The sequence below is a fragment of the Microbulbifer sp. ABF4_143 genome (assembly GCF_056160225.1).
In genome coordinates, this window is the sequence record NZ_JBSWWT010000001.1 from 110,186 (window position 1) to 135,738 (window position 25,553).

Below are 25,553 nucleotides of genomic sequence, written 5' to 3' on the forward strand. Positions count from 1 at the left end.
GAATAACTCCATAGCCTCTCTGCGGGCCCTGAAGCGTGCAGATGCAAGGCGCAGCTCGCAGCGAATGGCCCGGCCCTTTGCAAGAGCTGCAACGCCGAAGATGCATGCTTCAGGGCCCGCCCTGCGGGGCTTTCAGAGCGATTCACACTCTGCGTTGCGACTTTTTGAAAGGTCTAGACATTCCTGCAAAGTCGCGCCTTGATTGTGAACCGCTCTGAAAGCCAGAGAGGCCATGGAGTTATTCAGAGGTTCCTTAACTCCCTGTAATTCTCTCCTGCCGCTTTCGCGGCGCCGGGGGATTTTAATGGCGGCGCAATGCGCCGATCAACCGACAGTCCTTTTATTTATCGTTATTCACCCGACAATGGAAATTGCCGGGTGAATACAAAAACCAAGCGACAGTGTTTTACAAGCCGGCCTGTTTAAAATTTCTCGAACAAGTCGAAAAAATCAGTGTGCCTGATCCCAGTTGGCGCCCTTGCCCAGATCCACGATCAGCGGCACCTGCAATTCCGCCGCGCCCTGCATCAGTTCGACGATACCGGCGCTGACCTGGTCGATTTCCCTCTCCGGCACCTCCAACACCAGTTCGTCGTGTACCTGCATGATCAACCTGGTCTGCAGCCCCTGCTCTTCCAGCCAGGCGTCCACCGCGATCATCGCGCGTTTGATAATGTCCGCGGCCGTGCCCTGCATCGGCGCGTTGATCGCGGTGCGCTCGGCGGCCTGGCGCTGCATGGCGTTTCTCGAATTGATTTCCGGCAGGTACAGGCGGCGGCCGAACAGGGTTTCCACATAGCCCTTCTCCGACGCCTGTTTGCGGGTGTTGTCCATGTAGGCGCGCACGCCGGGGTAGCGCTCGAAATAGAGATCCACATATTTCTGCGCATCGGCGCGGGGTATATCCAGCTGCTTGGCGAGGCCGAACGCGGACATGCCGTAGATCAGGCCGAAGTTGATCGCCTTGGCGCGGCGGCGCTGCTCGTCGGTCACGGCATCCGGCGCCACGTCGAACACCTCGGCGGCGGTGGCGCGGTGGATATCCTGGCCGCGGGCGAAGGCGTCCACCAGCCCCCTGTCGCCGGACAAATGTGCCATGATGCGCAGCTCTATCTGCGAGTAGTCCGCGGCGATGATGGCGCTGCCGCCGTCGATGCGCGGGTCGGCGACGAAGGCCTGGCGGATGCGGCGCCCCTCCTCGGTGCGGATCGGGATATTCTGCAGGTTCGGATCGCTGGACGACAGGCGCCCGGTGGCGGCCACCGCCTGGTGGTAAGAGGTGTGTACGCGGCCGGTGGCCGGATCAATCATCTGTGGCAGCTTGTCGGTGTAGGTGTTCTTCAGCTTGGCCAGGCCGCGGTACTGCATGATCAGCGCCGGCAGCTCGTGGCTGTGGGCCAGCTCCTGCAGCACCGGCTCGGCGGTGGACGGCGCGCCCTTCGGAGTCTTCTTGATCACCGGGATCTGCAGCTTGTCGAACAGAATCGCGCCCAGCTGCTTGGTGGAGCCGAGATTGAACTCCTCGCCGGCCACGGCGAAGGCCCGCTGCTCCACTTCGCGCATCTTCTGCTCCAGCTCGGCACTCTGCGCGGCCAACATCGCGGCGTCGATATAGGCGCCGTTGCGCTCGATACGCGCGAGCACCGGCAGCAGCGGCATCTCTATCTCGTCCAGCACCTTCTCCAGCGACGGCTCCTTCGCCAGGCGGCCAGACAGTTCATTGTGCAGGCGCAGCGTAATATCGGCGTCCTCGGCGGCGTAGGGGCCGGCCTTGTCCAGTTCTATCTGGTTGAAGGTCAGCTGCTTGGCGCCCTTGCCGGCGATATCCTCGAAGTGCACCGTGTGTTCGCCCAGGTATTTGAGCGCCAGACTGTCCATATCGTGGCGGCTGGCGGTGCTGTCGAGCACATAGGATTCCAGCATGGTGTCGCGGGCGATGCCGCGCAGCGCGATACCGTAGTTGGCGAGGATATGGCTGTCGTACTTCAGGTTCTGGCCGACTTTTTTCTGATTCTCGTCCTCCAGCAGCGGTTTCAGCTTCGCCAGCACCTCGTCGAACGGCAGCTGTTCCGGCGCGCCCATATAGTCGTGGGCCAGGGGCACATAGGCGGCCTGATAGGGTTCCACCGCGAAGGACAGGCCCACCAGTTTGGCCTGCATGTAGTTGAGGCTGGTGGTCTCGGTATCGAAGGCGAAGATGTCCGCCGCGCGCAGCTTCTGCAGCCAGGCGTCGAACTCAGCCATATCGGTGACGATGACGTAGTCGCGCTCGACCGCCTCGGCCATCGCCTGCTCCGCCTCGCCGCCGGTGAGCTCCTCCAGCCAGCCGCGGAATTCCATTTCGCCGAACAGCTCGATCAGCCTGTCCGTGTCCGGCTCGGCATTGCGCAGATCCTGCGGGTGGTAGGGCAGCTGCACGTCCGTCTTGATGGTGGCGAGCTTGTAGGACAGCTCCGCCGCCTCGCGGTGCTCGGCCATCTTCTTGGCCAGGGTCTTGGCGCCGCGGAAGCCGAGCGGCGCTATCGCGTCCAGGTCGGCGTAGATGTCCTTCAGCCCGCCGAGATTCTGCAGCAGTGCCAGCGCGGTCTTCTCGCCGACGCCGGGCACGCCGGGGATGTTGTCGGACTTGTCCCCCATCAGGGCGAGGAAGTCGATGATCAGCTCCGGGCCCACGCCGAACTTCTCCTTTACGCCCTCGCTGTCCATTTGCGTGTTGGACATGGTGTTGACCAGCGTGATACCGGGGCGCACCAGCTGCGCCATGTCCTTGTCGCCGGTGGAGATGATGACTTCCTGCCCCTGCCGCTGGGCCTCCAGGGCCAGGGTGCCTATCACATCGTCCGCCTCGACGCCGTCCACCACCAGGCGCGGCAGTCCCATGGCGTCGATAATGTCGTGGATCGGCTGTATCTGCGCGCGCAGGTCATCCGGCATCGGCGGGCGGTGGGACTTGTAATCGGCGAACAGCTCGTCGCGGAAGGTCTTGCCCTTGGCGTCGAACACCACCGCGACGGTGCTGTCCGGGTGCTCCTTCAGATGGCGGCGCAGCATGCTGATGACGCCGCGCACCGCACCGGTGGGTTTGCCACTGCTGGTGGTCAACGGCGGCAAGGCGTGGAAGGCGCGGTACAGGTAGGAGGAGCCGTCCACCAGGATCAGCGGAGCGGCGGTGTTCTGTTTACTCATAGTGCGTCGGAATCGGTTGTCGGTTTGCTTGTCTTGGGGGGTGTCGAACAGGCCGATAGCATACCGCCCTTCGACGCCTTTTTCCCGCCGGCGTTCTGTCACTCCGCGACATCCCCTTCCGTTTGACGCACAGGTACCGGTAGTCACCGCAGCGCCAACCCGAGGCGCCCGCGGTTGTCTAGGCTTTCTATTGACCGGGCCGGGGCCCGGCAACGGCGGCCGCGGTTCACGAAATCATCGGCAAACCGTTGTCTGCCGGCAACAAACACATAGTGTGATGGGACTGCGGCCGCAGGCAGTGGCCGTTTACCACGTCAAGTTCGAGGCAGTGGAGCATGAAACGGAACATGAAAGGACTCACCTGCGCGGCCCTGGTGGCCGCGGCAGTGATCGCCGCTCCGGTTGCGGCGGTATCTCTGGAGCAGCGGGAAATACCGGCGCCGGCCTGGCAGCTGGGCGAATTGAAAATACCGGAATCCGGCCTTGCGCAACCCCAGCGGGACGAACACACCGACTCGCTGCTGCAGCGACAGATGCGGCAACTGGAAAAACTGCGCCGCCAGGCGGAACGGGAAGCGGCGCGGGCGGAAAAACTGAAGCAATTCAGAAATACCCCCTGAACAGAGCGCGAGCGCCGGCACGGCAAAAATATCTGCCGTGCCGACGGTCGCCGCCCCGCAGATATTTTCCGCAACAGCGCCGCCGCGCGCACGCTCCTCTATTTATTCCACGCCCTCCACATTTCAGATACCGCGCCGCGGTATTCGCAATAGTCTGTTTTTTCCCGTTGACAAAGGCGTTTATCGAAACCGGCGCCGTTATTTTTTCGCACTCATCCCGGCGCTGCCTCCATGTCAGTCACCGCAGTTTGCCGGCGGTCCAACGCGCAACTTCTAGGCTGTTATTAACCCGACCGGATTTATTGGCGGGTGAATGCGGCGCAAAGATTTTTCGCCGCAGACTGGAAGTATCTGGAGGGCTGTGACCATGGGTAGTACGAATTTTTTCCGTTTGCTGATTGCGTCCGCCGTCGTCGCCGCGCCGGCGTGGGCGGCGGCGGACTCGATAGCGCGCGACGACAGCGACACCACGCGCGCGGGCGAAATGGAGCATGTCGAGGTCACCGGAAAAAACTACAGCGCCGACGGGGCGGGAGGCGAATCGCTCCGCCCCCAGGGCCTGGCGCAGCGGCTGCTGCAGCAACAAAAAACGGAGCAGCTGCGTCTGTTGAAGTCGCTGCAGCGGCAACAATTGGAGCGCCTCCGCGCGCGCGGCGACAAAGAGGCGCTGGCGTCGGAGCGGGAGCAACAGCGCGAGGCGGCGCAGGAAGAGGCCAGCGCCGAGGCTTTGCGCCTGGAGCGGCAGCGGGCCGAGGAGGAATTGCGCCGGCGGGAGGAGGAGCGCTCACGCACCGAGGCACAGGCCGGGCAGGAACCCTCCTAGGGAGCCTCTGAATGGTTTTTAACAGCCCGCTGGTTATTGGCTGTCGGCGCTATCCGGAATCTGCGCCAGGCAGGTGCGCGCCTGCGCCAGCAGCCGCTCGATCAGATCGCGATATTCGGCACTGGCCGGCAGCTGCTCGGCGAGCGGGTCCAGGGCCGCGTAGCGCAGGCCGAGATTTTGCGCCATCTGCCGGTCGCGGTCGTTTTCCGGTACCTCGCCGAACAGACAGCCGTCGCCGGCGCCCTGTAGCTGCAGCAGTGCCCTGGCGCCGTGGCCGCCCCTGCCGGTGTCGCTCAGCGCCCGGGTGGCCACACCGGCGGAGCCGAAGAAATGCCCGTAGGCGTCGTGGGTCACCACGATCGGCACGTCGCGATAGGCCCACAGCGCCCTGTCCAGCACCTTCTGCAGATTGGCCATGGCGCGGGAGAAGTCCCGCGCGCGGCTGCGGTACAGCGGCGCCTGCTGGGGCTGCAGCTCGGCCAGGCGCTCGGCGATCTGCGCCGCGATCGCGGCCGCATTGCGCGGGCGCAGCCACAGGTGCGGGTCCGACGGCGACGCGCCACCGTACTCGTAATCGCCCGCGGCCAGCAGTTGCAGCTGTTTTTCCTCGGGTAGCAGCGCCATCTGCTTGGCCAATACCCCTTCCAGCGACGGCCCCATCCACACCACCAGCTGCGCCCGCTCCAGCGCGGCGCGGTCCGACACGCCGGGAGCATAGTGGTGGGGATCGCCGCTCTGAATCAGTACCCGCAGCGGTATCTCGTCACCGGCGATTTCCCGCGCGATCAGCGCCAGCGGGCGCAGGGTCACCACCAGCCCCGGCTCTTCGGTGGGCTCAGATTTGCCGCAGGCGGCGAGCAGAAGCAGGATCGATATCAGGCAGATGCGGATCGGTGAACACATGGCGGACTTCGGACGGAAAAAACTGCGATATAATCACACCCGGCTATTTCCCGCCACTCGTTCACCGCCCACGCCTTTCGCGGAGATTGCACCCTGAGCCATTCCGAGCCGCTTATCACCGCCGACAATCTCGGGCTGCAGGTCGCCGGCCGCCAGCTGCTACAGAAGATCACCCTCGAGTTGCAGCAGGGAGAAATCGTCACCGTTATCGGCCCCAACGGCGCCGGCAAGACCACGCTGCTGCGCCTGCTGCTCGGCCTGACCAAGCCCAGCACCGGCTCCCTGTGGCGCCGGCCCGGCCTGCGCATCGGCTATATGCCGCAGCGGCTGCAGATAGATCCATCGATGCCGATGACGGTGCAGCGCTTCCTGCAGCTGGGACAGACGCACCTGGACTCGGAGCAGGCACAGGCGGCGCTGGCGCGCGTAGGCGCCGGTCCGCTGGCCGGCGCCAACCTGGCGGATCTCTCCGGGGGTGAGATGCAGCGGGTCCTGCTGGCCCGCGCCGCGTCGCGCAGGCCGCAGCTGCTGGTTCTGGATGAACCCACCCAGGGGGTGGATGTCGGCGGTCAGGGTGAGGTCTACCAGCTGATCGCCGCGCTGCGCGACGAGCTCGGCTGCGGCGTGCTGCTGGTATCCCACGACCTGCACCTGGTGATGGCGGCGACGGACAAGGTGCTGTGTATCAACCAGCACATCTGCTGCGAGGGCCATCCGGAACAGGTCAGCCGCGACCCCGCCTACCTGGAACTCTTCGGCGACAAGGTGGCGCCCTACACCCATCAGCACAATCACCAGCACGACCTGAGCGGCGACATCCTCGGCGACCGCGTCTGCGATCACGGCGGGCCGCACAGCCAGCGGAAAAACAAAGGGCGCAAATAAGTGGTGCAGTTCGGCGAATTGTTACAAAGCCAGTTTCTCTGGTACGCACTGGCCGCCGGCCTGCTGGTCGCGCTGGTCAGCGGTCCGCTGGGATGCTTCGCAGTCTGGCGGCGCATGGCCTACTTCGGCGACACCCTGGCCCACTCGGCACTGCTCGGCGTGACCCTCGGTTTCGTGCTGCAGATAGCGCCCGCCCTCGCGGTCGGCGCCACCTGCTGCGCCCTGGCGCTACTGCTGGTTTATCTGCAACGCCGGCAGAAGCTCTCGGTGGACACGCTGCTCGGCATTCTTTCCCATTCGATGCTGGCGCTGGGTATCGTCACCGTGAGCCTGTTCAAGATCAAGGTGGATCTGCTGTCGCTGTTGCTCGGCGATCTGCTCGCGGTCGGCGGCCGCGATCTTGTTCTGATGCTGGCGGCGGCGGCGGTGATCGCCGCACTGCTCTATTTGCTGTGGGAAAAACTGCTCGCCTTCACGCTGCACGAGGAGCTGGCCGCGGTGGAGGGCGTGCCGGTGGAGCGGGTGCGCCTGGCACTGATGCTGATGCTGGCGCTGCTGATCGCGATCGCGATGAAGGTGGTGGGCGTGCTGCTGATCACCGCACTGCTGATTATTCCCGCGGCCAGCGCGCGCAAGCTCGCCAATACCCCCGAGCGCATGGCCGCGCTGGCCTCGCTGATCGGCTGCTGTGCCGTGGTGCTGGGGCTGCTGGCCTCCATTCTGTGGGATACACCCGCCGGCCCTTCGATCGTGCTGTCCGCGGCCATTGTTTTTCTGCTGTGCCAGCTGCACAGGCGGTGAACCGCAGCGCGCGCTGCGGTTGCTTCCCCGGCGCCTCTCGGTCTCGGGTTGAAAACCCGAGCAATCAGGCACGCACGTCCTGCTTTCTTGCCGTTCTGCAAATTAATTCCGTTTCTGTCGCGAAACCCTTCACCAATCCACTCAATAATTGCTCGCCCGGTCGCCGAGCGATTGTTTCGTTTTTTTGCCGCTGCTAGTGTTGCCGGACGATCAGTTGGATTAGATCGGTCATCAATAATGAAAATAATTGGATGAGCAAAGAACATGGAAAAAATAAGTTTTCGCCGTAATGCACTGGCTACCGCCATTCTGACCGCAGCCGCCGCGGCTGCCCCCCAATCACTGTTCGCCGCCAGCGAGGAGGCCATAGAGGAGGTCGCCGTCGTCGGCTCGCGCATTCAGCGCAACGCCGAGTTCGAAACAGCCACACCGATCCAGGTCATGGACCGGGAGGCGATAGAAAAGTCCGGCTATACCAGCCTGCAGCAGATGTTCGAAAAGAACCCCGCCGCCGGTAACGGCACCTTCTCCACCCGCGGCAACAACCAGGACTCCACCGCCAACGGCGCCGCCGCGGTGAGTCTGCGCGGCATGGGCGCCGACGCGACCCTGGTGCTGGTCAACGGCCGGCGCGTCGCCATCAGCGCCTTCGCCGAGGGCATCACCACCAACTTCGTCGATATCAATACGGTGCCCCTGGCCGCGGTGGAGCGGGTGGAAGTGCTGAAAGACGGCGCGTCCGCCATCTACGGTTCCGACGCAGTGGCCGGGGTGGTCAACCTGGTACTGCGCGACGACTTCGAGGGCGCGGAAATTTCGGTCGACTACGGCGGTGCCGACGGCTACGACGAGCAGTCCACCTCCGCCATCTGGGGGATCAACGGCGATAATTCCAACCTGACCCTGATCTTCGACCACCACAAGAACAGCACCCTGGCGAGCGTGGAGCGCAAGGGCCTCGACACCGCCAACCAGTCCGCCCGCGGCGGTATGGATTTCCGCTCCTCCCGCGGCTATCCGGGCAGTTTCAATGTCGACGGCACCATAATGCCCGACCCCGACTGCCCGCCGGAGCGCAACGCCGGCGAGGTCTGTGTCTACGACTACGGTCCCTGGACACTGCTGACCCCGGAGGCCGAGCGCACCGGTGTGCTGCTGCTGGGCCACACCCAGCTGACCGACAGCGTCGAGTTCTTTACCGAGGTCGCCTTCCAGCACAACACCTCCATCGCCCAGGGCGCGCCGACGCCGCTGGACGGCGACGCCGGACTGACGGTGCCGGCGGACCATCCGAACAATCCGTTCAATACCGACCTGGACGTCTACCGCTACCGCACCGTGGATGCCGGCGCGCGCCAGTGGGATATAGAGACCGACAACCTGCGCGGCGTCTTCGGCCTGCGCGGCAGCGTCGCCGACTGGGACTGGGAGGCCTCGGTGCAGCGCTCGCGCAGCGAGTCGACCCAGACCGGCAACCGCTCCCAGGGCTGGGTGCGCACCGACCTGCTGCAGCAGGAGATAGACGCGGGCCGCTACAACCCCTTCGGCGCCACCCGGAATCCGGACTCGGTGATCGACGCCATCACCACCCGCCTGGTGCGCCAGGGCGAATCCCAGCTGACCAGCCTGGACTTCACCATCAGCGGCGAGTTGTTCGATACCGCCAACGGCGCCGTCGCGATGGCCGCCGGCCTGGAACGCCGCGAGGAGCAGGCCTCGGATATTCCCGACGACCAGTTCCAGCGCGGCCTGATCTTCGGCACCGAGTCGGTATCCGCCTCCGCCAACCGCGATATCACCTCGGCCTTCGTGGAGTTCGCGATACCGCTGCCGGCCAACCTGGACCTGACCCTGGCCGGCCGCTACGACGACTACAGCGACTTCGGCACCACCACCAATCCGATGGCCAACCTGTTGTGGACCGCCAGCGATAGGCTTTCCCTGCGCGCCTCCTGGGGTACCGGCTTCCGCGCGCCGTCGCTGGCGCAGATAGGCCTGGGCCCGTCGCAGGAATCGCTGTTCTTCGCCGACACCTACGGCTGCGCGGTGAACAACACCTACTGCGCCAGTACCGACTACACCATCATCTACTCCGGCAACCCGGATCTGGAGGCGGAGGAGTCCGAGTCCTTCAACCTGGGCGCGGTGATCGAGCCGATAGACGGCATGCAGCTGTCCCTCGATTACTGGAGCATCACCCAGGAGGGCAAGATCGACGAGGCGCCCTTCGGCTTTATCTACAAGAAATACTGCAACGACCAGAACAGCACCGTGTGCCGGCGCGACGCGCCCCTGCCCGGCGAGTCCCTCGGCGCGCTGCAGTCGATCAACAGCGGCTTCCAGAACATCGGCGAGCAGACGGTCTCCGGCGTCGACCTGAGCCTGGTCTACTCCGGTATGGAACTGGCCGGCGGAGACCTGGGCCTGCGCCTGGATTACTCCTACCTGGCCGAGTTCGAGCGTGTGGAGCTGAATGCGGACGAGGTGTTCCAGACCCGCGACCTGGCCGGCGAGTACGAGTATCCTCAACACCGCTGGTCCGCGTCCGGTGACTGGAGCTTCGATAACTTCGCGTTTACCGCCGGCCTCAGCTATATCGGCGAGTTCGAGGACACACCGGATATCGACTTCGACGGCACCCTCGACTACGAGGCCAACGAGTCGCGCACGGTGGATTCCTTCCTGACCCTGAACCTGCAGGCGCGCTACACCGGTTTCGAGAATATGGTATTGAGTCTCGGCGCCGACAACGCCCTGGACGAGGAGCCGCCCTTCGCCATCGGCGACGGCGATTCCGACCTCTACGGCTATGTGCAGAGCCAGCACGATCCGCGCGGCCGCTTTATCTACGGCAAGATGGTTTACAGCTTCTGATAGAGCGGTTTTATAGGGGAGGGTTTAGCCCTCCCCTTTTTATTTATCTGCCCAGCGGCGCGGCGTAGCCTGCTATTTCCGCCACCCCCTTTGCCAGCAGCGCCTCTGCACTGCCGGTAAAGGTCCAGCCCACTATGCCGCAATTGACCAGCACCGTGATCCAGAAGACGATTCTGAAAGGGCGCTTTCTCGTCTTGTGATTGAAGACTCGTTGTGCAATCAGCGCGCCGGGCCAGCCGCCGGCAAGTGAGAGGATATGCAGTCTGTTTTCGCTGATGCGGCGACGCCCCTTGACCGCCGCCAGCTTGTCCAGTGCATAGGCCAGCAGGCAGGCGGCGAGGATGAAATAGAAGGTGCCGCGGGGATAGTTATCCAGATAAGTCGCGGCGCCGATAGAGATAACGAAGGATACCGCGAACAGCCATTGCACCGACGCCAAAGGTCCACTTCCCGTCAGCGGAACTTGACCGCAGTGCCGCTGACACTGACCATCATCATGCCGCCCTGCTGACCGACGACCTCGTAGTCTATATCGATACCGACAATACCGTCAGCGCCGAGTTTTCTCGCCTCTTCCTCCATCTCCTCGAAAGCCACCTTGCGCGCCCTGGCCATCTCCCGCTCGTAGGCGCCGGCGCGGCCGCCGACGATATCCCGCACCGCGCCGAAGATATCCTTGAAGATGTTTGCGCCCAGTATCGCCTCACCGACCACCACATCCAGATAATCCCGGATTTCCTTACCGTCCACTACGGACGTCGTTGTCTTTAACATGGCTGCTCCTCAAAAAACTGCGCCTGGATCAGGGGCCAAAAGCCGCCCACAGGGTTTTCCCACTCGAGTCTTCCTATTTCCCCACATTCCGGAACCCCTGTTTGTCACAAACACCGGTGCATAGCGGCTATCGGCGGAGGGCTCACGACGGTGGATAAGGCAGTAAAAACAGATGCAGGCTGTTCACACCCCAGTGCGCCAGCACACAGGCCCAGAAGTTGCGGCGCAGGTACCAGAGCAGCGAGTAACTGAACCCGGCTACGGCGACCAGACCCAGCGCAACCGGCGAGGCGGCCCAGCCGGTATGCAGAACAGTAAAGACCGCGGTTACCAGCGGTATCGCTATCCAGCGCCAACGCCCGAGCAGCTCCTCAGTACCCCGCTGCAGTATCCAGCGGAAGAAGCCCTCCTCGCTGATACAGACCACCAGCAGATTGATGACTGCGGCTGCGACTATAGCGGCACCAAACTTCGCCGACAGGCCCACCGCGATCAGCGCGCACAGAAAAGGCACTGCCACCGCGGCGGCGATAGCGGGCAGATCTGCGCGCTTGAGCCAGCAGTTCTGCCGCAACATAAATGCGACCAGGGCGATCGCGATCACCGCCTTGCCGGGATTGAAGCTGGCGTAGATGGTATTGCCGGCGGTATCGCTATAGGGCGGCAGAAACTCTATACGCACGCCGCCCGGCAATATCCCCATGGCCGCGACCAGCATCAGCACTGCGGCGAGGGTATAGGCCGCGCCGCGGCGCCAACCGCGACTCAGTTCAATTGCATTGAGAGACAGCCAGATCAGTGGCGCTGCGAGACCGACCCATCCGAACGGGATACTGCACAACATCAACAGTGCGGCCGGTAACAGATAGCGGTGGCCGAGATGCTTCAGGCCGCGCTCCCCTGCCCTGCGCTCAATCCCTTGATTGCCGGGCATTGCGTCCTGTCTGTTCATCGAATTTTCAACCGTTAAAGGTGGCGCGCATAGAGCGGTAGGTGAGTTTCATTTTAGCGGGATCCAGCGGCGCCTTGAAGAAGGCGTGGTAGTGGCCGCGCGGATTGATCAACACCACCTGGGAGCCGTGGTCGACGGTGTAGTTACCGTCTTCCAGCGGCACCTTGTTGAAGGGCACGTTGAGTTGGTTGGCGAAGCGTTTCAGGTTTAGGAATTCGCCGGTGACGCCGCGGAAATCAGCATGGAAGTAGCGCACATAGTCGCGCAACTGTTCCGGCCCGTCGCGCTTGGGATCCACTGAGACCAGCAGTATATCGGTATCCGCGCGCGTCTCCGCATCCAGGGCCTGGTAGAAGCTGTTCAGTGTGGCCAGGGTGGTCGGGCACACATCGGGGCAGTGGGTGAAGCCGAAGAACACCAGCGTCCAGCGGCCCTCGAGGTTTTTCGTGCGGAACACCTCGCCGCTGTCGGCGAGCAGTTCGAAGTCGTCCAGGATGCGCGGCCGCTCCAGCTTTACCGCGCCGTTGGCGCGCAGTTCGGAATCGCTGATCACCCGCGGCTGCCCCATCTTGTGCAGGAAACCCGCCAGCACCGCGAGCATAAACAACACCAGTGCCGCAACCGTCAGCCAGATACCGCGTTTCTGCTCGGGGCTTTGCTGTGACTGGTTTTCAGAATTGACAGGGTTCACCATGATTTATACCGCGATCAGATAATGGTCCAGCAACATAATGCAGAAGAGCGCCATCAGATAGATGATGGAATATTTGAACGTCTCCATACCCGCGTTCGGATTTCTGTCCCGCAACATCTCCACCGCCCAGTAGATAAATCCGAGCCCCAGCACCACCGCGCCGAGCAGATAGAGCCAACCGAGCATCGCGGTGGCGAAGGGCAGCAGGCTGACGGCGAGCAGTATGAAGGTATAGAGCAGGATATGCAGCTTGGTGTAGGCGACGCCGTGGGTCACCGGCAGCATCGGTATATCCGCCCTGGCATAGTCCTCGCGCCTGTGCACCGCCAGGGCCCAGAAGTGCGGCGGCGTCCAGGCGAAGATAATCAGCACCAGCAGCAGACCGTGGCCGTGCAGCTCGCCGGTCACCGCAGTCCAGCCCAGCAGCGGCGGCGCGGCGCCGGCGATACCGCCGATGACAATATTCTGCGGCGTGGCGCGCTTTAAAAACATCGTGTAGACGACCGCGTAGCCGAGCAGCGAAAACAGGGTCAGCCAGGCGGTCAGCGCGTTGACGAAGACCAGCAGGATCGCCATACCGGCACAGCCGAGCAGCAGTGCGAACAGCAGCGCCCGCTGCGGCTCGACGCGGCCGCGCGCCACGGGGCGCTGGCTGGTGCGCGCCATCCTGATATCGATATGACGATCCACCAGGTGGTTGACCGCGGCGGCGCTGCCGGCGCAGAGGGCGATGCCAAGGTTCCCGAGTATCAATATATCCACAGGCGGCGTGCCCGGCACCGCCAGCAGCATACCGATCACCGAGGTGAGAATCATCAGCATCACCACCCGCGGTTTGGTGAGCTCGTAGTAGTCGCGCCAGCTGGCGCGGCTCAGGGCAGTGGTCTGTATGCTCATGGTTTCACCTCGTTATTGTTATCTGGTGTATGCGCCGGACTGCTACAACTCTCCAGCCAGCACTCCGTCGTGTATATCCGCTGCCTGCCGCCCAGTTTCCCGGTTTGCGCCCGCCGGCTGCGCCGTCTGTATCCGGTAGCAGAAGGTCAGCAGGCCCAGCAGCAGCAGCGCCGCGCCGGCGTTGTGGGCCACGGCGATCGACAGCGGCAGGAACATGACCACATTCGCGATACCCAGGCACACTTGCAGGCCGAGGGCGCCGGCGAGACCTATGGCCCAGCGGCGCGAGCCGGCGCGCCAGGCCAGCAGTGACAGGGCGAGCACCAGCAGACTGACCACCAGCGCGCCGATCCTGTGAGTGACATGGATCGCAGTGCGCGCATCGCTCTCCAGCGTGCCGCCCAGATAGTTGGGGCCTATCTGCTGGGCGATATTGAAACCTTGGCTGAAATCCGCCTCGGGCCACCACTGGCCGTGGCAGGTGGGGAAATCGGCGCAGGCCAGCGCCGCGTAGTTGGAACTGGTCCAGCCGCCCAGGGCTATCTGCAGCACTACCGCCACCACCGCGGCGAAGGCCAGCGGGCGTATCTTCTGCAATGCGCGGAATTCGTGCGCAGGAATAATGCGCCCCTTGTTTCTCAGCCGCTCGACAATCAACCACAGCATCGACAGGGTCGCCATACCGCCGAGCAGGTGGGCGGTCACCACCTGGGGCCAGAGTTTCAAAGTCACGGTCCACATGCCGAAGGCGGCCTGCAGCAGGATCAGCGCGAGCAGGAAATGGGTCTGCTTGAAGGCGCGCTGGCCACGGCGGCGCCAGGCCAGCACCGTCAGGCCGCCGACCAGCAGCAGCAGGGCGCCGGCGAAGTAGCGATGCACCATTTCCGGCCAGGTCTTGTCGGTTTCCACCGGCGCGTGGGGGAAGGCCGCGTTGGCTTTCTCTATTTCGTGCTGCTCGTCGGGCCAGGTCAGGTGGCCGTAGCAGCCTGGCCAGTCCGGGCAGCCGAGACCGGCGTCCACCAGGCGGGTGAAGGCGCCGAGCACCACCACCACAACGGCCAGGACGCAACCGGCCAGGGCCAGACGCAGGCGCCAGTCGGTGTGGGGTCTGCCGTCGGTGGGATCTGTTTCGATTTTTTCCATCTCTCCCCTTTACCTCTCGTAGGAGTACTTCAGTAAACGCTTGATATCCTTCAGCAGCTGATTGCCGCTGTGGTGATTGTCATAGGCCATCATCGCGAAGCCCTGCTGATCCACCAACAGAAGCCTGGGTTCGGCGATATTCCGCTGTTGCGTCTGCTGTCGCAGCCGTTGCAGTGCGCCCTCTTCCAGCTGCAGCAGGCGCAGCCGCGGATGCGCCTGCTGCACTCTCTGGCGCTGCGCCTCGTCCAGCGGCGCGGCGGTCACCAGCAAGCGCTCGACCCGATCCGCCTTTTCGCCCAGGCGGATATGCACCTGGCGACTGGTGTAGAGCAGTTTTTCACAGTCGGCAGCACAGTCGCCGTCGGGCAGTATCAGGTAGCGCCACTTCGCTTTTTCCGCATCCAGCCGCAGCGGCGCGCCGCTCCGTTCGGTGAACGGAAGCGGGCCGATATTGACCGGCGGCTGCAGCAGCTCGCCCTGATTGACCCTGCCCTCGGGCATACCCAGGCCGGTATAGAAGACGATATAGGCGGCTGCGATCGGCAGCAGCACCGAGGCGATCAAGGACAAGCCCTGGAGGCGCCCGAGTCCCGATGGTCTGCTGCCGGCGGTGTCTGTGCTCGTAGTGGTCTGGCTACTCTGGTTCACGGCGGAGTTACCTCTGCAGTATTTCTAGTTATTGTTTTCGCAGCATCTGCGGCAGACGGGTCGCGGCGATCAGCCACAGTATCAGCAGCGCCGCGGCCATCGCAAACCACTGCGCCGCATAGGCGCGGTGGCGCTCGGGCGGGCTGTTGAGCAGCTGCCAGTCGGTCACCAGTGCCGTATCCGAGTCGGCGCTGAGGCGGATGGACCACTCGGGCGCCGCCAAATCCAGACTACCAGTAAATGCGCTGTCCAGCTGCTGAATTCTTCTGCCACTCGCGACCGGCAGTTCTCCGCCGGTCTCCTCCACCGGATAGAGGAAGCCGGTGATCACCTTGGCCGCCAGCGGCCAGGCGATTTTCGGTAGCCGTTCGCGCTGGGCCGGCGCCGCAACCCAGCCGCGGTTGACCAGCCAGCGCCGCTCGCCGGACACGAACACCTGCAGCACCTCGTAACCCACGCGGCCGCCCCGGGTGCGGTTGTCGAGTAGGTGATATTCATCGGTGTAATAACCGAGCAGGCGCACCGGCGTGTAGGCCTGCAGATTATCCAGAGCGGCGGCACCGTCGGTTAGGGAGCGCGGCTGCGATGAAAGGCGGGTATCCATGGCGGCATTGAGCTCGGCCTTCTCAGCGGCGCGCTGTAGCTGCCAGATGCCGAGGGACAGCAACAGCGGCAAGAACAGGCCGCTCAGCAGCGTGAGTGGCCAGTTGCGGATCAGTGCTACACTGGGCGCTTTCACTGGCACTGGTGAAGTTTGTACAGTCATGCCCTACTACAACAAAAATGGCGAATAAAATATGTGGCTGAAAATCGTTATTGTGTTTCTGTTTCTCGCGGTGCTGGCCAGCCTGTCCAGCGCGCTGTTTTTCCTCCTGCGGGATATGGGCGCGCCGGAATCCAAGCGCACCCTCTATGCCCTGGGTATCCGCATCTCACTCGCCGCGCTGCTGCTGTTCGCCATCTGGTATGGCTTCGACAGCGGCACCCTCTCCAATACAGCGCCCTGGGCGGACAAATACTGAGTTCCATATGGAGCCCGCCCCGCCGGGCTCCCGGGTTCCAGTCGTTATGCGCCCAACACGTACACGAAGATAAACAGGCCCACCCAGACCACGTCCACGAAGTGCCAGTACCAGCTGGCCGCCTCAAAACCGAAGTGATCGTCCGGCTTGAAATGATGCGCGATGACCGAGCGCAGCAGCATGATCAGCAGCATGATGGTGCCCAGGGTCACATGGGCGCCGTGGAAGCCGGTCAGCATGAAAAAGGTAGTGCCGTAGATACCGGACTCCAGCGTCAGACCCAAGTGCTTGTAGGCCTCGTAGTATTCCTCCGCCTGGAAGAACAGGAAGAGCGCGCCCAGGATCACGGTGACTCCCAGCCAGATATTGAAGGCCTGGCGCCTGTCCTTTTTCAGGAACACGTGGGCGAAGTGGACCGTCACACTGGAAGACAGCAGTATGACCGTGTTCAGCAGCGGCAGATGCCACGGATCTATGATGTCCTTGGGTCCGACGAATTTGGCTGCGTCACCGTGGGCGGCGGCATCCGGGGTCACATACAGCGGCCAGTTGTGCTCGAAGCCCTGCCACAGCATATTCGACACACCGCGCTCCCCCTCGCCGCCGAGCCAGGGCAGTGCGAAGTTGCGGATATAGTAGAGGGCGCCAAAGAAGGCGGCGAAGAACATCACCTCGGAAAAGATGAACCAGCCCATGCCCCAGACATAAGAGCGCTTTAACTGCTCGCTGTTCAGGCCCGCCATATTTTCTTTGATGACCGCGGCGAACCAGAACCACAGCACCGTCGCCATGGCCAGAGCACCGGCGAAGAAAATATAAGAGCTGCCGCCGTTGATCCAGTTGGCGGCGCCGAAGGCGGTCAGGAAGAGACCGATGGTGGCAAATATCGGCAGCCGGGACTGCTCGGGCACATAGTAGCTGCTTTCGGTGGCCATAGTTTTTATCCCTCTCGCTGGGGCTCGGTATTGTTGTTATTGCTGGTGACTCTTTCCGTGACGTCGAACAGCGTATAGGACAGGGTGATGGTGTTGACGCCGGCCGGCAGATCCGGGTCGACGATAAAGCGCAGCGGCAGCTCCGCGCTCTCCCCCGCTGCCAGGCTCTGCTGGTTGAAGCAGAAGCACTCGGTCTTGTGAAAATATTCCGCCGCTTTGAAGGGCACCAGGCTGGGTATCGCCTGGCCGACCATATCCCTGTCCGTCGGATTCGAGGCCAGGAAGACGGTGTCCATCACCTCGCCGGGGTGCACCTTCACCGACACGACGCTGGGCCTGAACTGCCAGGGCATATTCTCGTTGTTGCTGGCGACGAACTGCACTGTCACCAGACGGTCACTGTCCACCGCCGCCGGTACCGCCTCGTACTTGCCGCCGGTCTTGCCATTCAGGCCGGTGATTTCGCAAAAGGCGTCGTACAGCGGCGGCATCACGAAAATCGCAAACACCAGCATGCCGGCGGCGAGCGCCAGCAGCTTGGTGACTATTTTTGCATTTTCGCTCAAGCGCATTGCCGCCTACCTCACTCGCGCTACCGTCAGCGCACCGCAGGTGGCGTGCTGAAGGTGTGGTAGGGCGCCGGCGACGGCACCGTCCATTCCAGGCCTTCCGGGTTGTCCCAGACTTCGGCCGTGGCCTTCTTACCACCCTGTACCGTGCGGATCACATTGAACAGGAAGACGATCTGCGCGGCACCGAACAGGAAGGCGCCCACACTGGCGATCTGGTTGAAGTCGGCAAACTGCAGCGCGTAGTCGGGAATGCGGCGCGGCATACCGGCCAGACCGACGAAGTGCATCGGGAAGAAGGTCACGTTCAGGCCGATAAATGCCAACCAGAAGTGCACCTTGCCCATGGTCTCGTTGTACATGTTGCCGGTCCATTTCGGCAGCCAGTAGTAGACGCCGGCGGTGATCGAGAAGATAGCGCCGGGCACCAGCACATAGTGGAAGTGGGCCACGACGAAGTAGGTATCGTGGTACTGGAAGTCCGCCGGCGCTATCGCCAGCATCAGCCCGGAGAAGCCGCCGATGGTGAACAGGATCACGAAGGCCACCGCAAACAGCATCGGTGTTTCGAAGGTCATCGAGCCGCGGAACATGGTGGTGACCCAGTTGAACACCTTCACCCCGGTCGGCACCGCGATCAGCATGGTCGCGTACATGAAGAAGAGCTCACCGGCAATCGGCATACCCACAGTGAACATATGGTGCGCCCATACGATAAAGCTCAGGAAGGCAATGGAGGCCGTCGCGTACACCATCGAGCTGTAGCCGAACAGCGGCTTGCGCGCGAAAGTGGGGATGATCGCCGACACTATGCCGAAGGCCGGCAGGATCATGATGTACACCTCCGGGTGGCCGAAGAACCAGAACACATGCTGGAACAGCACCGGGTCGCCGCCGCCGGCGGCGCTGAAGAAGCTGGTACCAAAGTGGATATCCATCAGCATCATGGTCACCACGCCCGCCAGCACCGGCATCACCGCGATCAGCAGGTAGGCGGTGATCAGCCAGGTCCACACGAACAGCGGCATCTTCATCAGGGTCATGCCCGGCGCGCGCATATTCAGGATGGTGGCAATAATATTGATCGCACCCATGATCGAGGACGCGCCCATGATGTGGATGGCGAAGATGAAGAAGGTGGTGCTCGGCGGCGCATATTCGGTGGACAGAGGAGCGTAGAAGGTCCAGCCGAAGTTGGGCGCACCACCCTCCATAAACAGGGTGGAGAGGAGCATCGCGAAGGCGAAGGGCAGTATCCAGAAGCTCCAGTTGTTCATACGCGGCAGCGCCATATCCGGGGCGCCGATCATCATCGGGATCATCCAGTTGGCGAGGCCGACGAAGGCCGGCATCACCGCGCCGAACACCATGATCAGGCCGTGCATGGTGGTCATCTGGTTGAAGAACTCCGGCTGCACTATCTGCAGGCCGGGTTCGAACAGCTCGGCGCGTATCACCAGCGCCATACAGCCGCCGAGCAGGAACATCGCGAAACTGAACCACAGATACATGGAGCCTATGTCTTTGTGGTTGGTGGTGTAGAGCCACCGCTTGAATCCGGGTTGCGGACCGTGTGCCATGACCAGTTCCTCTACTGCTTATTCTTGAAATTGAGAATGTCGATGGGCTGCACGGTGTCGCCCATGTCGTTGCCGAAGGCATTGCGCTGGTAGGTGATCACCGCGGCCAGATCCACCTCGGACAGCTGCGGGCCGAAGGCCTGCATCGCAGGGTTTTTCTGCGAGCCGTGGATCACGATATCCAGGTGGCCATCCAACGGGCCGGTGGCAATCTTGGAGCCGGCAATAGCCGGGAACACACCGGGAACCCCCTGGCCGTTTGGCTGATGGCAGGCGGCGCAGGCGCGGTTGTAGACTGTCTCGCCCTGGGCGAAGAGCTCATCGAAGGTAAAGGTCTTCTCGGTCAGCGCCTTCATCTTGGCCGCATCCTCGGCGCGCTCGCCCAGCCAGGCGGCGTACTCGGCCTCCGGCACCGCCTTGACCACGATCGGCATAAAGCCGTGATCCTTGCCGCACAGCTCGGCGCACTGGCCGCGGTAGACGCCCGGCTCGTCGATACGGGTCCAGGCCTCGTTGATAAAGCCGGGAATGGCGTCTTTTTTCACCGCCAGTTCCGGCACCCACCAGGCGTGGATAACGTCGTTGGCGGTGAGCAGGAAGCGGATCTTTTTGCCCACCGGCACCACCAGTGGCTCATCCACCTCCAACAGGTAGTTGACACTCTTGGGCTGCTGGTTGTTGATCTGTGTGCGGGGGGTGGAGAGGTTGGAGAAGAAGGAGACATCGGAACCCAGGTAGTCGTATTTCCACTTCCACTGGTAGCCGGTGATCATGATATCCACGTCGGCCTCTTTGGTGTCGTAGATATCGTAGAGGGTCCGGGTGGCGGGAATGGCCATCAGGATCAGGATCACGGTCGGGATAATGGTCCACACCAGTTCCACCGCCGTGCTTTCGTGGAATTGCGCCGCCTCGTAGCCCTTGCTCTTGCGGTGGCGCCACATGCTGTAGAACATCACCCCGAACACCACCACGCCGATGGCCACGCAGATCCAGAAGATCAGCATATGCAGTTCGTAGGTGGTTTGGGCAACTTCCGTCACCCCCTGGGTCATATTGACCCCCCAGCGCTCGACCTCCGATTCCTCCGCCAGTGCGGAGTGGGTGAGCAGACCGGTGGCCAGCAAGGCGAACAGCCGATTGAAGCCTCTCAACATCGCCTACAGATCTCCGTGGTTGCGAGTTTCGGCAACGAAACCCGTAATTATTATTCTCGGCCGCTGGCCGTCACGGATAACTGGAGTCCCCCCGCGGCCGAAAACCGGCGCCGGGACAATTCCACACAAAATTCGTGGACATGCTGTAGTAACACAAGACTACATACACTGGGCGGAGAGAAGTTCCCCGCGATACTGCTGTCAGTGCAACTTGTTATTCTTAGTAAAAGATTTTTACTTCAGATGTCGTCGTCCGGAAGGTACAACCAACAACCTGTGTTTCTTTAAATCGTCGCAACTACTGCACGGCTAACAGGAACATATCGCCGGGGAAAAGTCAATCGGGCCGCCAGCCAAAAACCGCCCGGAGATAGGCGGTCTCCGTCCTTTCTGCTAGTGTCCACAGCCCACTCGGTGCCACAGAATTTTCATGATCGACGATTACAGCAATCTCAGCTTCTGGTTTTCCGAGCGGGAAGCCCGGGTGCGGCCGCCCCTGGAGCGCGACCTGCAGGTGGATGTCGCCATCGCCGGTGCCGGTTTTACCGGACTCTGGACGGCCTACTATCTGAAGTGCCTGGCCCCGGAACTGTCCATCGCGATCGTCGAGGCGGAGACCGCCGGCTTCGGCGCCTCGGGGCGCAACGGCGGCTGGCTGATGGGCGCCATCGAGGGGGCGGCGCGGCTGCTGCGCGGACTGCCGCCGGCGCGGGCGGCAGCGCTGCGCGATGCCCTGCGCGGCATAGTGCCCGAGGTGCGCAGGGTGCTGGAAAGCGAACGGATCGATTGCGATTTCAATCCGGGCGGCGGCCTCTTCGCCGCGGCGCGCTTCCCCGAACAACTGCCCCGCGCGCGGGCACTGCTCGCCGACCTGCGCGCGCAGGGATTCGGCGAAGAGGACTACCGCTGGCTCGAGGCGGCCGATGCGGCGGCGCTGGTGAATGTGCGCAACTGCTACGGCGGTATCTATACCCCCCATGTGGCGACCATCAACCCCCTGGAGCTGGTGCGCGGCCTGGTCCGCTGCCTGGAGGCGCGCGGAGTCGCGATTTTCGAGCGGAGCCCGGTACTCGCTATCGGCCCGCGGCAGCTGCGGACGGCCAAGGGCCGCGTCGGCGCGGAGACCGTCGTCAGCGCGCTCGAGGCCTGGTCGGCGACCCCTCGCTCGCCTTTCGCCCGACACACGATTCCGGTGACCAGCAAAATCCTGGTGACCGAACCGCTGCCGCAGTCGCTGTGGCGGCAGATCGGCTTCGCCCGGCGCCCGGCCTTCTGCGACCAGAGCCGGCTGATCTCCTACGCCCAGCGCACCGCCGACGGCCGCCTGCTGTTCGGCGCCCGCGGCAGCTACGCGTTCGGCGCCAAGACGCGCGACCGCGCGGCCCTGAACGGGGAGGAGATAGCCCGACAGCGGCGCTATATGCTGGACTTCTTCCCCTCGCTGGAAAAGGCCGCCATCACCCACGCCTGGGCCGGCTCCCTCGGCGTAGCGCGCGGATTCCACCCCCACGCACTGCTGGACCGCGAGAAGGGGCTGGCGCTCGGCGGCGGCTATACCGGCGAGGGGCTCGGCGCCTCGAACCTGATCGCGCGCACCCTGGCGGACCTGATCCTGAAACGCGAATCGGCGCTGACCGAGATGCCCTGGGCGCACCTCGCGCCCGCGCGCCGGGCCCTGCGGCGCTGGGAGCCGGAGCCGCTGCGCTGGCTCGGCTACCGGGCCGTACAATCGGCTTTCGCGTGGGAGGAACGCTTGTGCCTCGATGGCGGCGCGCCGCGCTGGAAAAAAGCCGTCGCCGGCTATCTCGCCGACCGCGCGGAAAGACTGATGCACTGATCCCGATACGAGACCCTATACCCCGATGCAGCAAGCCCGAGTGTCACCCCACGCCCGCGTCTGGAGCCTCGCCTGGCCGATGATTCTGAGCAATATCTCGGTGCCACTGCTCGGCGCCGTGGATACCGCGATTCTCGGCCACCTGCCCTCCCCCGAATACCTGTCCGGCGTCGCCATAGGTGCGAGCGTGATATCGATGTTGCTGTGGGCCTTCGGCTTCCTGCGCATGGGTACCACCGGCCTGGTGGCGCGCAGTGGCGATGGGAGCGGCGCAGGCGAATGCGGCGAGGCCTGGCTGCTGCGCGCACTGCTGCTGGCGCTGGTACTGGGGCTCGCGCTGTTGCTGCTCGCCTCGCCGCTGCTGGGCGTGATCGTGCAGTGGATGAACGCGAGCCCGCAGGCCGCGCCCCACGCCGAGACCTATTTGCAGATCCGCCTGCTGAGCGCGCCGCTGGCACTGGCCAATTTCGCCCTGCTGGGATTTTTTATCGGCCGCCAGGACAGCCGCGCGCCGCTGCTTATCCTGCTCGCCGCCAACGGGCTGAATATCGCGCTGGACTTTGTGTTTATCCTGGGCCTGGGGCTCGGCGCGAAGGGGGCGGCCATGGCCAGCGTCTGCGCCGATGTCTGCGCCTTCGCCCTCGGCCTGCGACTGCTGACGCGCGTGCACGCAGAAATCTGGAACACCATTCGGCAGCAGTGGCGCCGCGCCGACTTTCTCCCCCACCGCGCCGTCGCCCCCTGGCTGGAACTGCTGCGCATCAACGGCGATCTGTTTGTGCGCACCTGCCTGCTGTTGCTGACCCTGACCTTCTTCACCGCCCAGGGCGCCGCGCAGGGGGACGCGGTGCTCGCGGCCAACGCGATACTGCTGCAGCTGCTGATGATGACCTCCTACGCGCTGGACGGCTTCGCCCACGCGACCGAGGCCCTGGTGGGCGAGTCGGTGGCAAAAAAGTCCCCGCACCTGTTCCACTCTACGGTGCGCAGCGCCGGCGTATGGGCGCTGGCCAGCGCCGGGGCCATCACCCTGCTGCTGGTTAGCGGCCGCTCGCTGATACTGCCACTGTTCACCGATATCGATACCGTTTTGCAGCAGGCGCAGCGAGTCTACTGGTGGCTGTGCGCACTGCCGCTGCTGGCAGTGTGGAGCTATCAGCTGGACGGTGTGTTTATCGGCGCGGGAAAAAGCCGACAAATGCGCGACACCATGTTTGTAGCTACGGTGCTGGTTTTCTTTCCGGCCTGGTGGCTGACCCGTGACTGGGGCAACCATGGCGTCTGGTTTAGCCTTTTTTTGTGGATCGGCGCACGTTCTGCGGGATTGTCGATTTATTTTCGCTACTACACTTTAAGCAGATCTTGGATGTAAGCGGGGCGAGGGTACCAATTTTTTATAGCTAAGCAGTTTTTGCCACACATCAGATCAACGGAAACAGGGGGTACCCCCGTTGAATAACAGAAAGTGGTAGTGATGTCCGACTATTATCGGCTTATACAGCGGTGCATCGACCGCGCCGTGACCCTCGAGCGCCACAAGGGGGGCTTCCGCCGTGCCGTCAGGCACGCCCTTCCCGCACTGCACCGGAGTATCCAGCTGCCGCAGCGCGACGGCCCCCAGCACCTCACCTGTTTTGTGATCCGCTATATTCAGTCGGTGCCCGAATGGCTGCGGCAACTCGATCAACTGTGCGAGGCGGCGGGCCTGGATTTCACGCCGGTGCGCCAGCTGATCGGACAGAGCTTCGCCAGCCCCCCGGAAAGGCACCCGGAGCAGGTAGGGCTGGCGGCCCTGCTGGACGATGCCTATCTGGCCCACCGCGCGCTGGAAGAAATCAACGAGCGGCTGCAGCCCGCCTGCGGCACACCGCTGTTGCCGATGGACTCTATGGCGGCGAACCTGGTGGTGCGGGAGCTGCTCGGCGACGCTTTCGCCAGCGAGCTGGATGAGATCTGTATCGCACTCGGGCACCACTTCCATATTCACGCCCTGCCCCCGGACAGCCTGGTGGCGATGGTACTGTGCAAACAGAAATTCAATGAGACACCCGGCGCCTGGCCGGATTTCGCCCGCGAACTGGGCATTTGTCTACGCCCGCCGGTGGCCGAGTGCGATACCGATTTACTGCATTGACCGCCGGCGCATTTCCGCGTTCTCAGCGGGGAAGATTCGCACAATATTAACCCCGCAACCGAATAGGTTAACGGGTTAATGCGGCACAGGGATGTGCCGCCGCCGGCCATCGGCCGGCGCGAGCCCGCGAAATACCAGCAGATTCGTGTATCTGCGCCAGTATTTCGCGGGCGACAATAAAATATATGAGGATTCATATATTTTATTGCCAGGTTAATAAAAAGCAGGATGGGTAGGATTGAGTGGTCACCGTTATTGCGCTGTCGGCAATAGCAGTGGCCGCTCGCTATTTTTTCTTATTGAAGCTGCTGTCGCTGCACTATCTGGGTCCAGTTTGCGTAGAACTCGCCCTCGCCGTGCAATATCGCGCTGTTCAGATTGTCGATTTCCCGCCGCAGTTTCACCTCGTGGAAATACAGCGCGCCGCCGCGCAGGCTGTAGCCGCGCGGATTGTCCGCCAGCAGGCGGTAGTATTTCTCCAGCCGCTGCAAGTGGGCATCCACCTGGCTTCCGGAAAAATTGCCTTCGCGGTAGTAGTCGAGCACCTGGGTGGAGATTTCCCGCAGCGCCAGCGCGCGGCTCTGTGGCGACAGGCCGCTGTCGTTCAGCTGGTTCTCTATATCCGAGCGCAGGTCCTGCAAATAGCGGTCCGCTGCCTGCGCGGCGACCTTGACCCGGTCGATTGCGCGCAGGCGCCGCCGCAATGCACCGCGCTGCTCCAACGCGCGGCTCTCCGACATCTGCGGCGCGGCAAATTTCGACAGTGCCGCGAAAATGGTTTCATGTTGCAGGTTGCTGTGCCGGGTCAGCTTTTCGCAGATAGCGACGCCCTCCCGCCATTCGGCAAAAGGTTCGTCTTCGAGCAGCTTTTGCGGCAATTCGGCCACTGCGGCGTCCAGCTTGCGCGCCTGTTCCCGGTAGTACTCCGGCCGCACACGCCAGTCGTTGGCCTGTAGTCTGAACAGTGTCAGCAGGCCCTGATTGACGCAGCTGGCGAGCAGGTGCGCAACCTGTTCCCGCTGGCGCTCGCGCAGGTCGCGGTAATAATCCAGACCGTAGAGCCCAGCAACGGCGGCGACGAAAACGAGGGCCAGTAGCGGATAGCGTTTTTTCACTGTG

24 protein-coding genes are annotated in these 25,553 nt (G+C 63.1%); 9 read left to right on the forward strand and 15 right to left on the reverse strand.

Going from position 1 to position 25,553, the window contains the following annotated elements; translation table 11 throughout:
• Positions 1–450 precede the first annotated feature (450 nt).
• Positions 451–3,186: a DNA polymerase I gene (polA, locus tag ACXAF3_RS00515; RefSeq protein WP_475110344.1), complete on the reverse strand. Its 2,736-nt coding sequence runs from the start codon at positions 3,184–3,186 to the stop codon at positions 451–453.
• Positions 3,187–3,533: 347 nt separating this feature from the next.
• Between polA and ACXAF3_RS00520 the strand changes: the two genes are divergently transcribed.
• The gene (locus ACXAF3_RS00520; RefSeq protein ID WP_475110345.1) at positions 3,534–3,806 is read left to right on the forward strand and encodes a hypothetical protein; all 273 of its coding nucleotides are present in this window, start codon (positions 3,534–3,536) and stop codon (positions 3,804–3,806) included.
• 367 nt (positions 3,807–4,173) lie between these two features.
• The gene (locus ACXAF3_RS00525) at positions 4,174–4,629 is read left to right on the forward strand and encodes a hypothetical protein (protein ID WP_475110346.1); all 456 of its coding nucleotides are present in this window, start codon (positions 4,174–4,176) and stop codon (positions 4,627–4,629) included.
• A gap of 33 nt (positions 4,630–4,662) precedes the next feature.
• Here the strand turns inward: ACXAF3_RS00525 and ACXAF3_RS00530 are convergent, their stop codons facing one another.
• Positions 4,663–5,532: a metal ABC transporter solute-binding protein, Zn/Mn family gene (locus ACXAF3_RS00530; RefSeq protein ID WP_475110347.1), complete on the reverse strand. Its 870-nt coding sequence runs from the start codon at positions 5,530–5,532 to the stop codon at positions 4,663–4,665.
• A 93-nt stretch (positions 5,533–5,625) separates the two neighbouring features.
• Here ACXAF3_RS00530 and ACXAF3_RS00535 point away from each other — a divergent pair, with 93 nt between their 5' ends.
• The 3 genes from ACXAF3_RS00535 to ACXAF3_RS00545 all read left to right on the forward strand — a co-directional run bounded on the left by ACXAF3_RS00535 (position 5,626) and on the right by ACXAF3_RS00545 (position 10,092).
• Positions 5,626–6,417, forward strand: a complete 792-nt coding sequence (locus tag ACXAF3_RS00535; RefSeq protein ID WP_475110572.1) for an ATP-binding cassette domain-containing protein — start codon at positions 5,626–5,628, stop codon at positions 6,415–6,417.
• The gene (locus ACXAF3_RS00540; protein WP_475110348.1) at positions 6,418–7,218 is read left to right on the forward strand and encodes an iron chelate uptake ABC transporter family permease subunit; all 801 of its coding nucleotides are present in this window, start codon (positions 6,418–6,420) and stop codon (positions 7,216–7,218) included.
• A gap of 264 nt (positions 7,219–7,482) precedes the next feature.
• On the forward strand, positions 7,483–10,092 hold the full coding sequence (locus ACXAF3_RS00545) for a TonB-dependent receptor (RefSeq protein WP_475110349.1): 2,610 nt from the start codon (positions 7,483–7,485) through the stop codon (positions 10,090–10,092).
• Between the two features lie 43 nt (positions 10,093–10,135).
• On the opposite strand, the gene ACXAF3_RS00550 is transcribed toward ACXAF3_RS00545, so the two are convergent.
• From ACXAF3_RS00550 to ACXAF3_RS00585, 8 genes are all read right to left on the reverse strand, one after another.
• Positions 10,136–10,522 (reverse strand): DUF1294 domain-containing protein, encoded by a 387-nt coding sequence (locus tag ACXAF3_RS00550; RefSeq protein ID WP_475110573.1) that lies wholly within the window; start codon positions 10,520–10,522, stop codon positions 10,136–10,138.
• Between the two features lie 23 nt (positions 10,523–10,545).
• On the reverse strand, positions 10,546–10,866 hold the full coding sequence (locus tag ACXAF3_RS00555; RefSeq protein WP_475110350.1) for a heavy metal-binding domain-containing protein: 321 nt from the start codon (positions 10,864–10,866) through the stop codon (positions 10,546–10,548).
• Between the two features lie 142 nt (positions 10,867–11,008).
• Complete coding sequence (locus ACXAF3_RS00560) at positions 11,009–11,800, reverse strand: lysostaphin resistance A-like protein (RefSeq protein WP_475110351.1); 792 nt, start codon at positions 11,798–11,800, stop codon at positions 11,009–11,011.
• A 25-nt stretch (positions 11,801–11,825) separates the two neighbouring features.
• A complete protein-coding gene (locus ACXAF3_RS00565) occupies positions 11,826–12,512 on the reverse strand; it encodes an SCO family protein (RefSeq protein WP_475110352.1) in 687 nt (228 codons plus the stop codon).
• A gap of 3 nt (positions 12,513–12,515) precedes the next feature.
• Positions 12,516–13,409 (reverse strand): heme o synthase, encoded by an 894-nt coding sequence (gene cyoE / locus ACXAF3_RS00570; RefSeq protein WP_475110353.1) that lies wholly within the window; start codon positions 13,407–13,409, stop codon positions 12,516–12,518.
• A gap of 42 nt (positions 13,410–13,451) precedes the next feature.
• On the reverse strand, positions 13,452–14,552 hold the full coding sequence (locus ACXAF3_RS00575) for a COX15/CtaA family protein (protein WP_475110354.1): 1,101 nt from the start codon (positions 14,550–14,552) through the stop codon (positions 13,452–13,454).
• Positions 14,553–14,561: 9 nt separating this feature from the next.
• On the reverse strand, positions 14,562–15,200 hold the full coding sequence (locus tag ACXAF3_RS00580) for a hypothetical protein (protein WP_475110355.1): 639 nt from the start codon (positions 15,198–15,200) through the stop codon (positions 14,562–14,564).
• Positions 15,201–15,228: 28 nt separating this feature from the next.
• A complete protein-coding gene (locus ACXAF3_RS00585; RefSeq protein ID WP_475110356.1) occupies positions 15,229–15,939 on the reverse strand; it encodes an SURF1 family protein in 711 nt (236 codons plus the stop codon).
• A gap of 58 nt (positions 15,940–15,997) precedes the next feature.
• Here ACXAF3_RS00585 and ACXAF3_RS00590 point away from each other — a divergent pair, with 58 nt between their 5' ends.
• Entirely contained in the window at positions 15,998–16,222 is a 225-nt protein-coding gene (locus ACXAF3_RS00590) for a DUF2909 domain-containing protein (RefSeq protein WP_475110357.1), read from the forward strand.
• Positions 16,223–16,266: 44 nt separating this feature from the next.
• Here the strand turns inward: ACXAF3_RS00590 and ACXAF3_RS00595 are convergent, their stop codons facing one another.
• From ACXAF3_RS00595 to coxB, 4 genes are read right to left on the reverse strand one after another with little or no spacing between them, the layout of a single operon-like run.
• On the reverse strand, positions 16,267–17,157 hold the full coding sequence (locus ACXAF3_RS00595; protein WP_475110358.1) for a cytochrome c oxidase subunit 3: 891 nt from the start codon (positions 17,155–17,157) through the stop codon (positions 16,267–16,269).
• 5 nt (positions 17,158–17,162) lie between these two features.
• Positions 17,163–17,729: a cytochrome c oxidase assembly protein gene (locus ACXAF3_RS00600; protein ID WP_475110359.1), complete on the reverse strand. Its 567-nt coding sequence runs from the start codon at positions 17,727–17,729 to the stop codon at positions 17,163–17,165.
• A 26-nt stretch (positions 17,730–17,755) separates the two neighbouring features.
• The gene (gene ctaD / locus ACXAF3_RS00605) at positions 17,756–19,306 is read right to left on the reverse strand and encodes a cytochrome c oxidase subunit I (RefSeq protein WP_475110360.1); all 1,551 of its coding nucleotides are present in this window, start codon (positions 19,304–19,306) and stop codon (positions 17,756–17,758) included.
• Between the two features lie 11 nt (positions 19,307–19,317).
• The gene (gene coxB / locus ACXAF3_RS00610) at positions 19,318–20,463 is read right to left on the reverse strand and encodes a cytochrome c oxidase subunit II (RefSeq protein ID WP_475110361.1); all 1,146 of its coding nucleotides are present in this window, start codon (positions 20,461–20,463) and stop codon (positions 19,318–19,320) included.
• A gap of 430 nt (positions 20,464–20,893) precedes the next feature.
• Between coxB and ACXAF3_RS00615 the strand changes: the two genes are divergently transcribed.
• From ACXAF3_RS00615 to ACXAF3_RS00625, 3 genes are all read left to right on the forward strand, one after another.
• Positions 20,894–22,300, forward strand: coding sequence for an NAD(P)/FAD-dependent oxidoreductase (locus ACXAF3_RS00615; protein WP_475110362.1), 1,407 nt, complete (start codon positions 20,894–20,896; stop codon positions 22,298–22,300).
• Positions 22,301–22,340: 40 nt separating this feature from the next.
• A complete protein-coding gene (locus ACXAF3_RS00620; protein ID WP_475110363.1) occupies positions 22,341–23,672 on the forward strand; it encodes an MATE family efflux transporter in 1,332 nt (443 codons plus the stop codon).
• Between the two features lie 102 nt (positions 23,673–23,774).
• Positions 23,775–24,434, forward strand: coding sequence for a hypothetical protein (locus tag ACXAF3_RS00625; protein ID WP_475110364.1), 660 nt, complete (start codon positions 23,775–23,777; stop codon positions 24,432–24,434).
• Between the two features lie 296 nt (positions 24,435–24,730).
• Here the strand turns inward: ACXAF3_RS00625 and ACXAF3_RS00630 are convergent, their stop codons facing one another.
• A complete protein-coding gene (locus ACXAF3_RS00630; protein WP_475110365.1) occupies positions 24,731–25,549 on the reverse strand; it encodes a hypothetical protein in 819 nt (272 codons plus the stop codon).
• Positions 25,550–25,553: the final 4 nt, after the last annotated feature.

What these genes read in the sequence shown, in the direction of transcription:
- polA (WP_475110344.1), bottom strand. Translation starts at nt 3,186, where the DNA reads ATGAGTAAACAGAACACCGCCGCTCCGCTGATCCTGGTGGACGGCTCC.
- ACXAF3_RS00520 (WP_475110345.1), top strand. Translation starts at nt 3,534, where the DNA reads ATGAAAGGACTCACCTGCGCGGCCCTGGTGGCCGCGGCAGTGATCGCC.
- ACXAF3_RS00525 (WP_475110346.1), top strand. Translation starts at nt 4,174, where the DNA reads ATGGGTAGTACGAATTTTTTCCGTTTGCTGATTGCGTCCGCCGTCGTC.
- ACXAF3_RS00530 (WP_475110347.1), bottom strand. Translation starts at nt 5,532, where the DNA reads ATGTGTTCACCGATCCGCATCTGCCTGATATCGATCCTGCTTCTGCTC.
- ACXAF3_RS00545 (WP_475110349.1), top strand. Translation starts at nt 7,483, where the DNA reads ATGGAAAAAATAAGTTTTCGCCGTAATGCACTGGCTACCGCCATTCTG.
- ACXAF3_RS00555 (WP_475110350.1), bottom strand. Translation starts at nt 10,866, where the DNA reads ATGTTAAAGACAACGACGTCCGTAGTGGACGGTAAGGAAATCCGGGAT.
- ACXAF3_RS00560 (WP_475110351.1), bottom strand. Translation starts at nt 11,800, where the DNA reads ATGCCCGGCAATCAAGGGATTGAGCGCAGGGCAGGGGAGCGCGGCCTG.
- ACXAF3_RS00565 (WP_475110352.1), bottom strand. Translation starts at nt 12,512, where the DNA reads ATGGTGAACCCTGTCAATTCTGAAAACCAGTCACAGCAAAGCCCCGAG.
- cyoE (WP_475110353.1), bottom strand. Translation starts at nt 13,409, where the DNA reads ATGAGCATACAGACCACTGCCCTGAGCCGCGCCAGCTGGCGCGACTAC.
- ACXAF3_RS00575 (WP_475110354.1), bottom strand. Translation starts at nt 14,552, where the DNA reads ATGGAAAAAATCGAAACAGATCCCACCGACGGCAGACCCCACACCGAC.
- ACXAF3_RS00590 (WP_475110357.1), top strand. Translation starts at nt 15,998, where the DNA reads ATGTGGCTGAAAATCGTTATTGTGTTTCTGTTTCTCGCGGTGCTGGCC.
- ACXAF3_RS00595 (WP_475110358.1), bottom strand. Translation starts at nt 17,157, where the DNA reads ATGGCCACCGAAAGCAGCTACTATGTGCCCGAGCAGTCCCGGCTGCCG.
- ACXAF3_RS00600 (WP_475110359.1), bottom strand. Translation starts at nt 17,729, where the DNA reads ATGCGCTTGAGCGAAAATGCAAAAATAGTCACCAAGCTGCTGGCGCTC.
- ctaD (WP_475110360.1), bottom strand. Translation starts at nt 19,306, where the DNA reads ATGGCACACGGTCCGCAACCCGGATTCAAGCGGTGGCTCTACACCACC.
- coxB (WP_475110361.1), bottom strand. Translation starts at nt 20,463, where the DNA reads ATGTTGAGAGGCTTCAATCGGCTGTTCGCCTTGCTGGCCACCGGTCTG.
- ACXAF3_RS00615 (WP_475110362.1), top strand. Translation starts at nt 20,894, where the DNA reads ATGATCGACGATTACAGCAATCTCAGCTTCTGGTTTTCCGAGCGGGAA.
- ACXAF3_RS00625 (WP_475110364.1), top strand. Translation starts at nt 23,775, where the DNA reads ATGTCCGACTATTATCGGCTTATACAGCGGTGCATCGACCGCGCCGTG.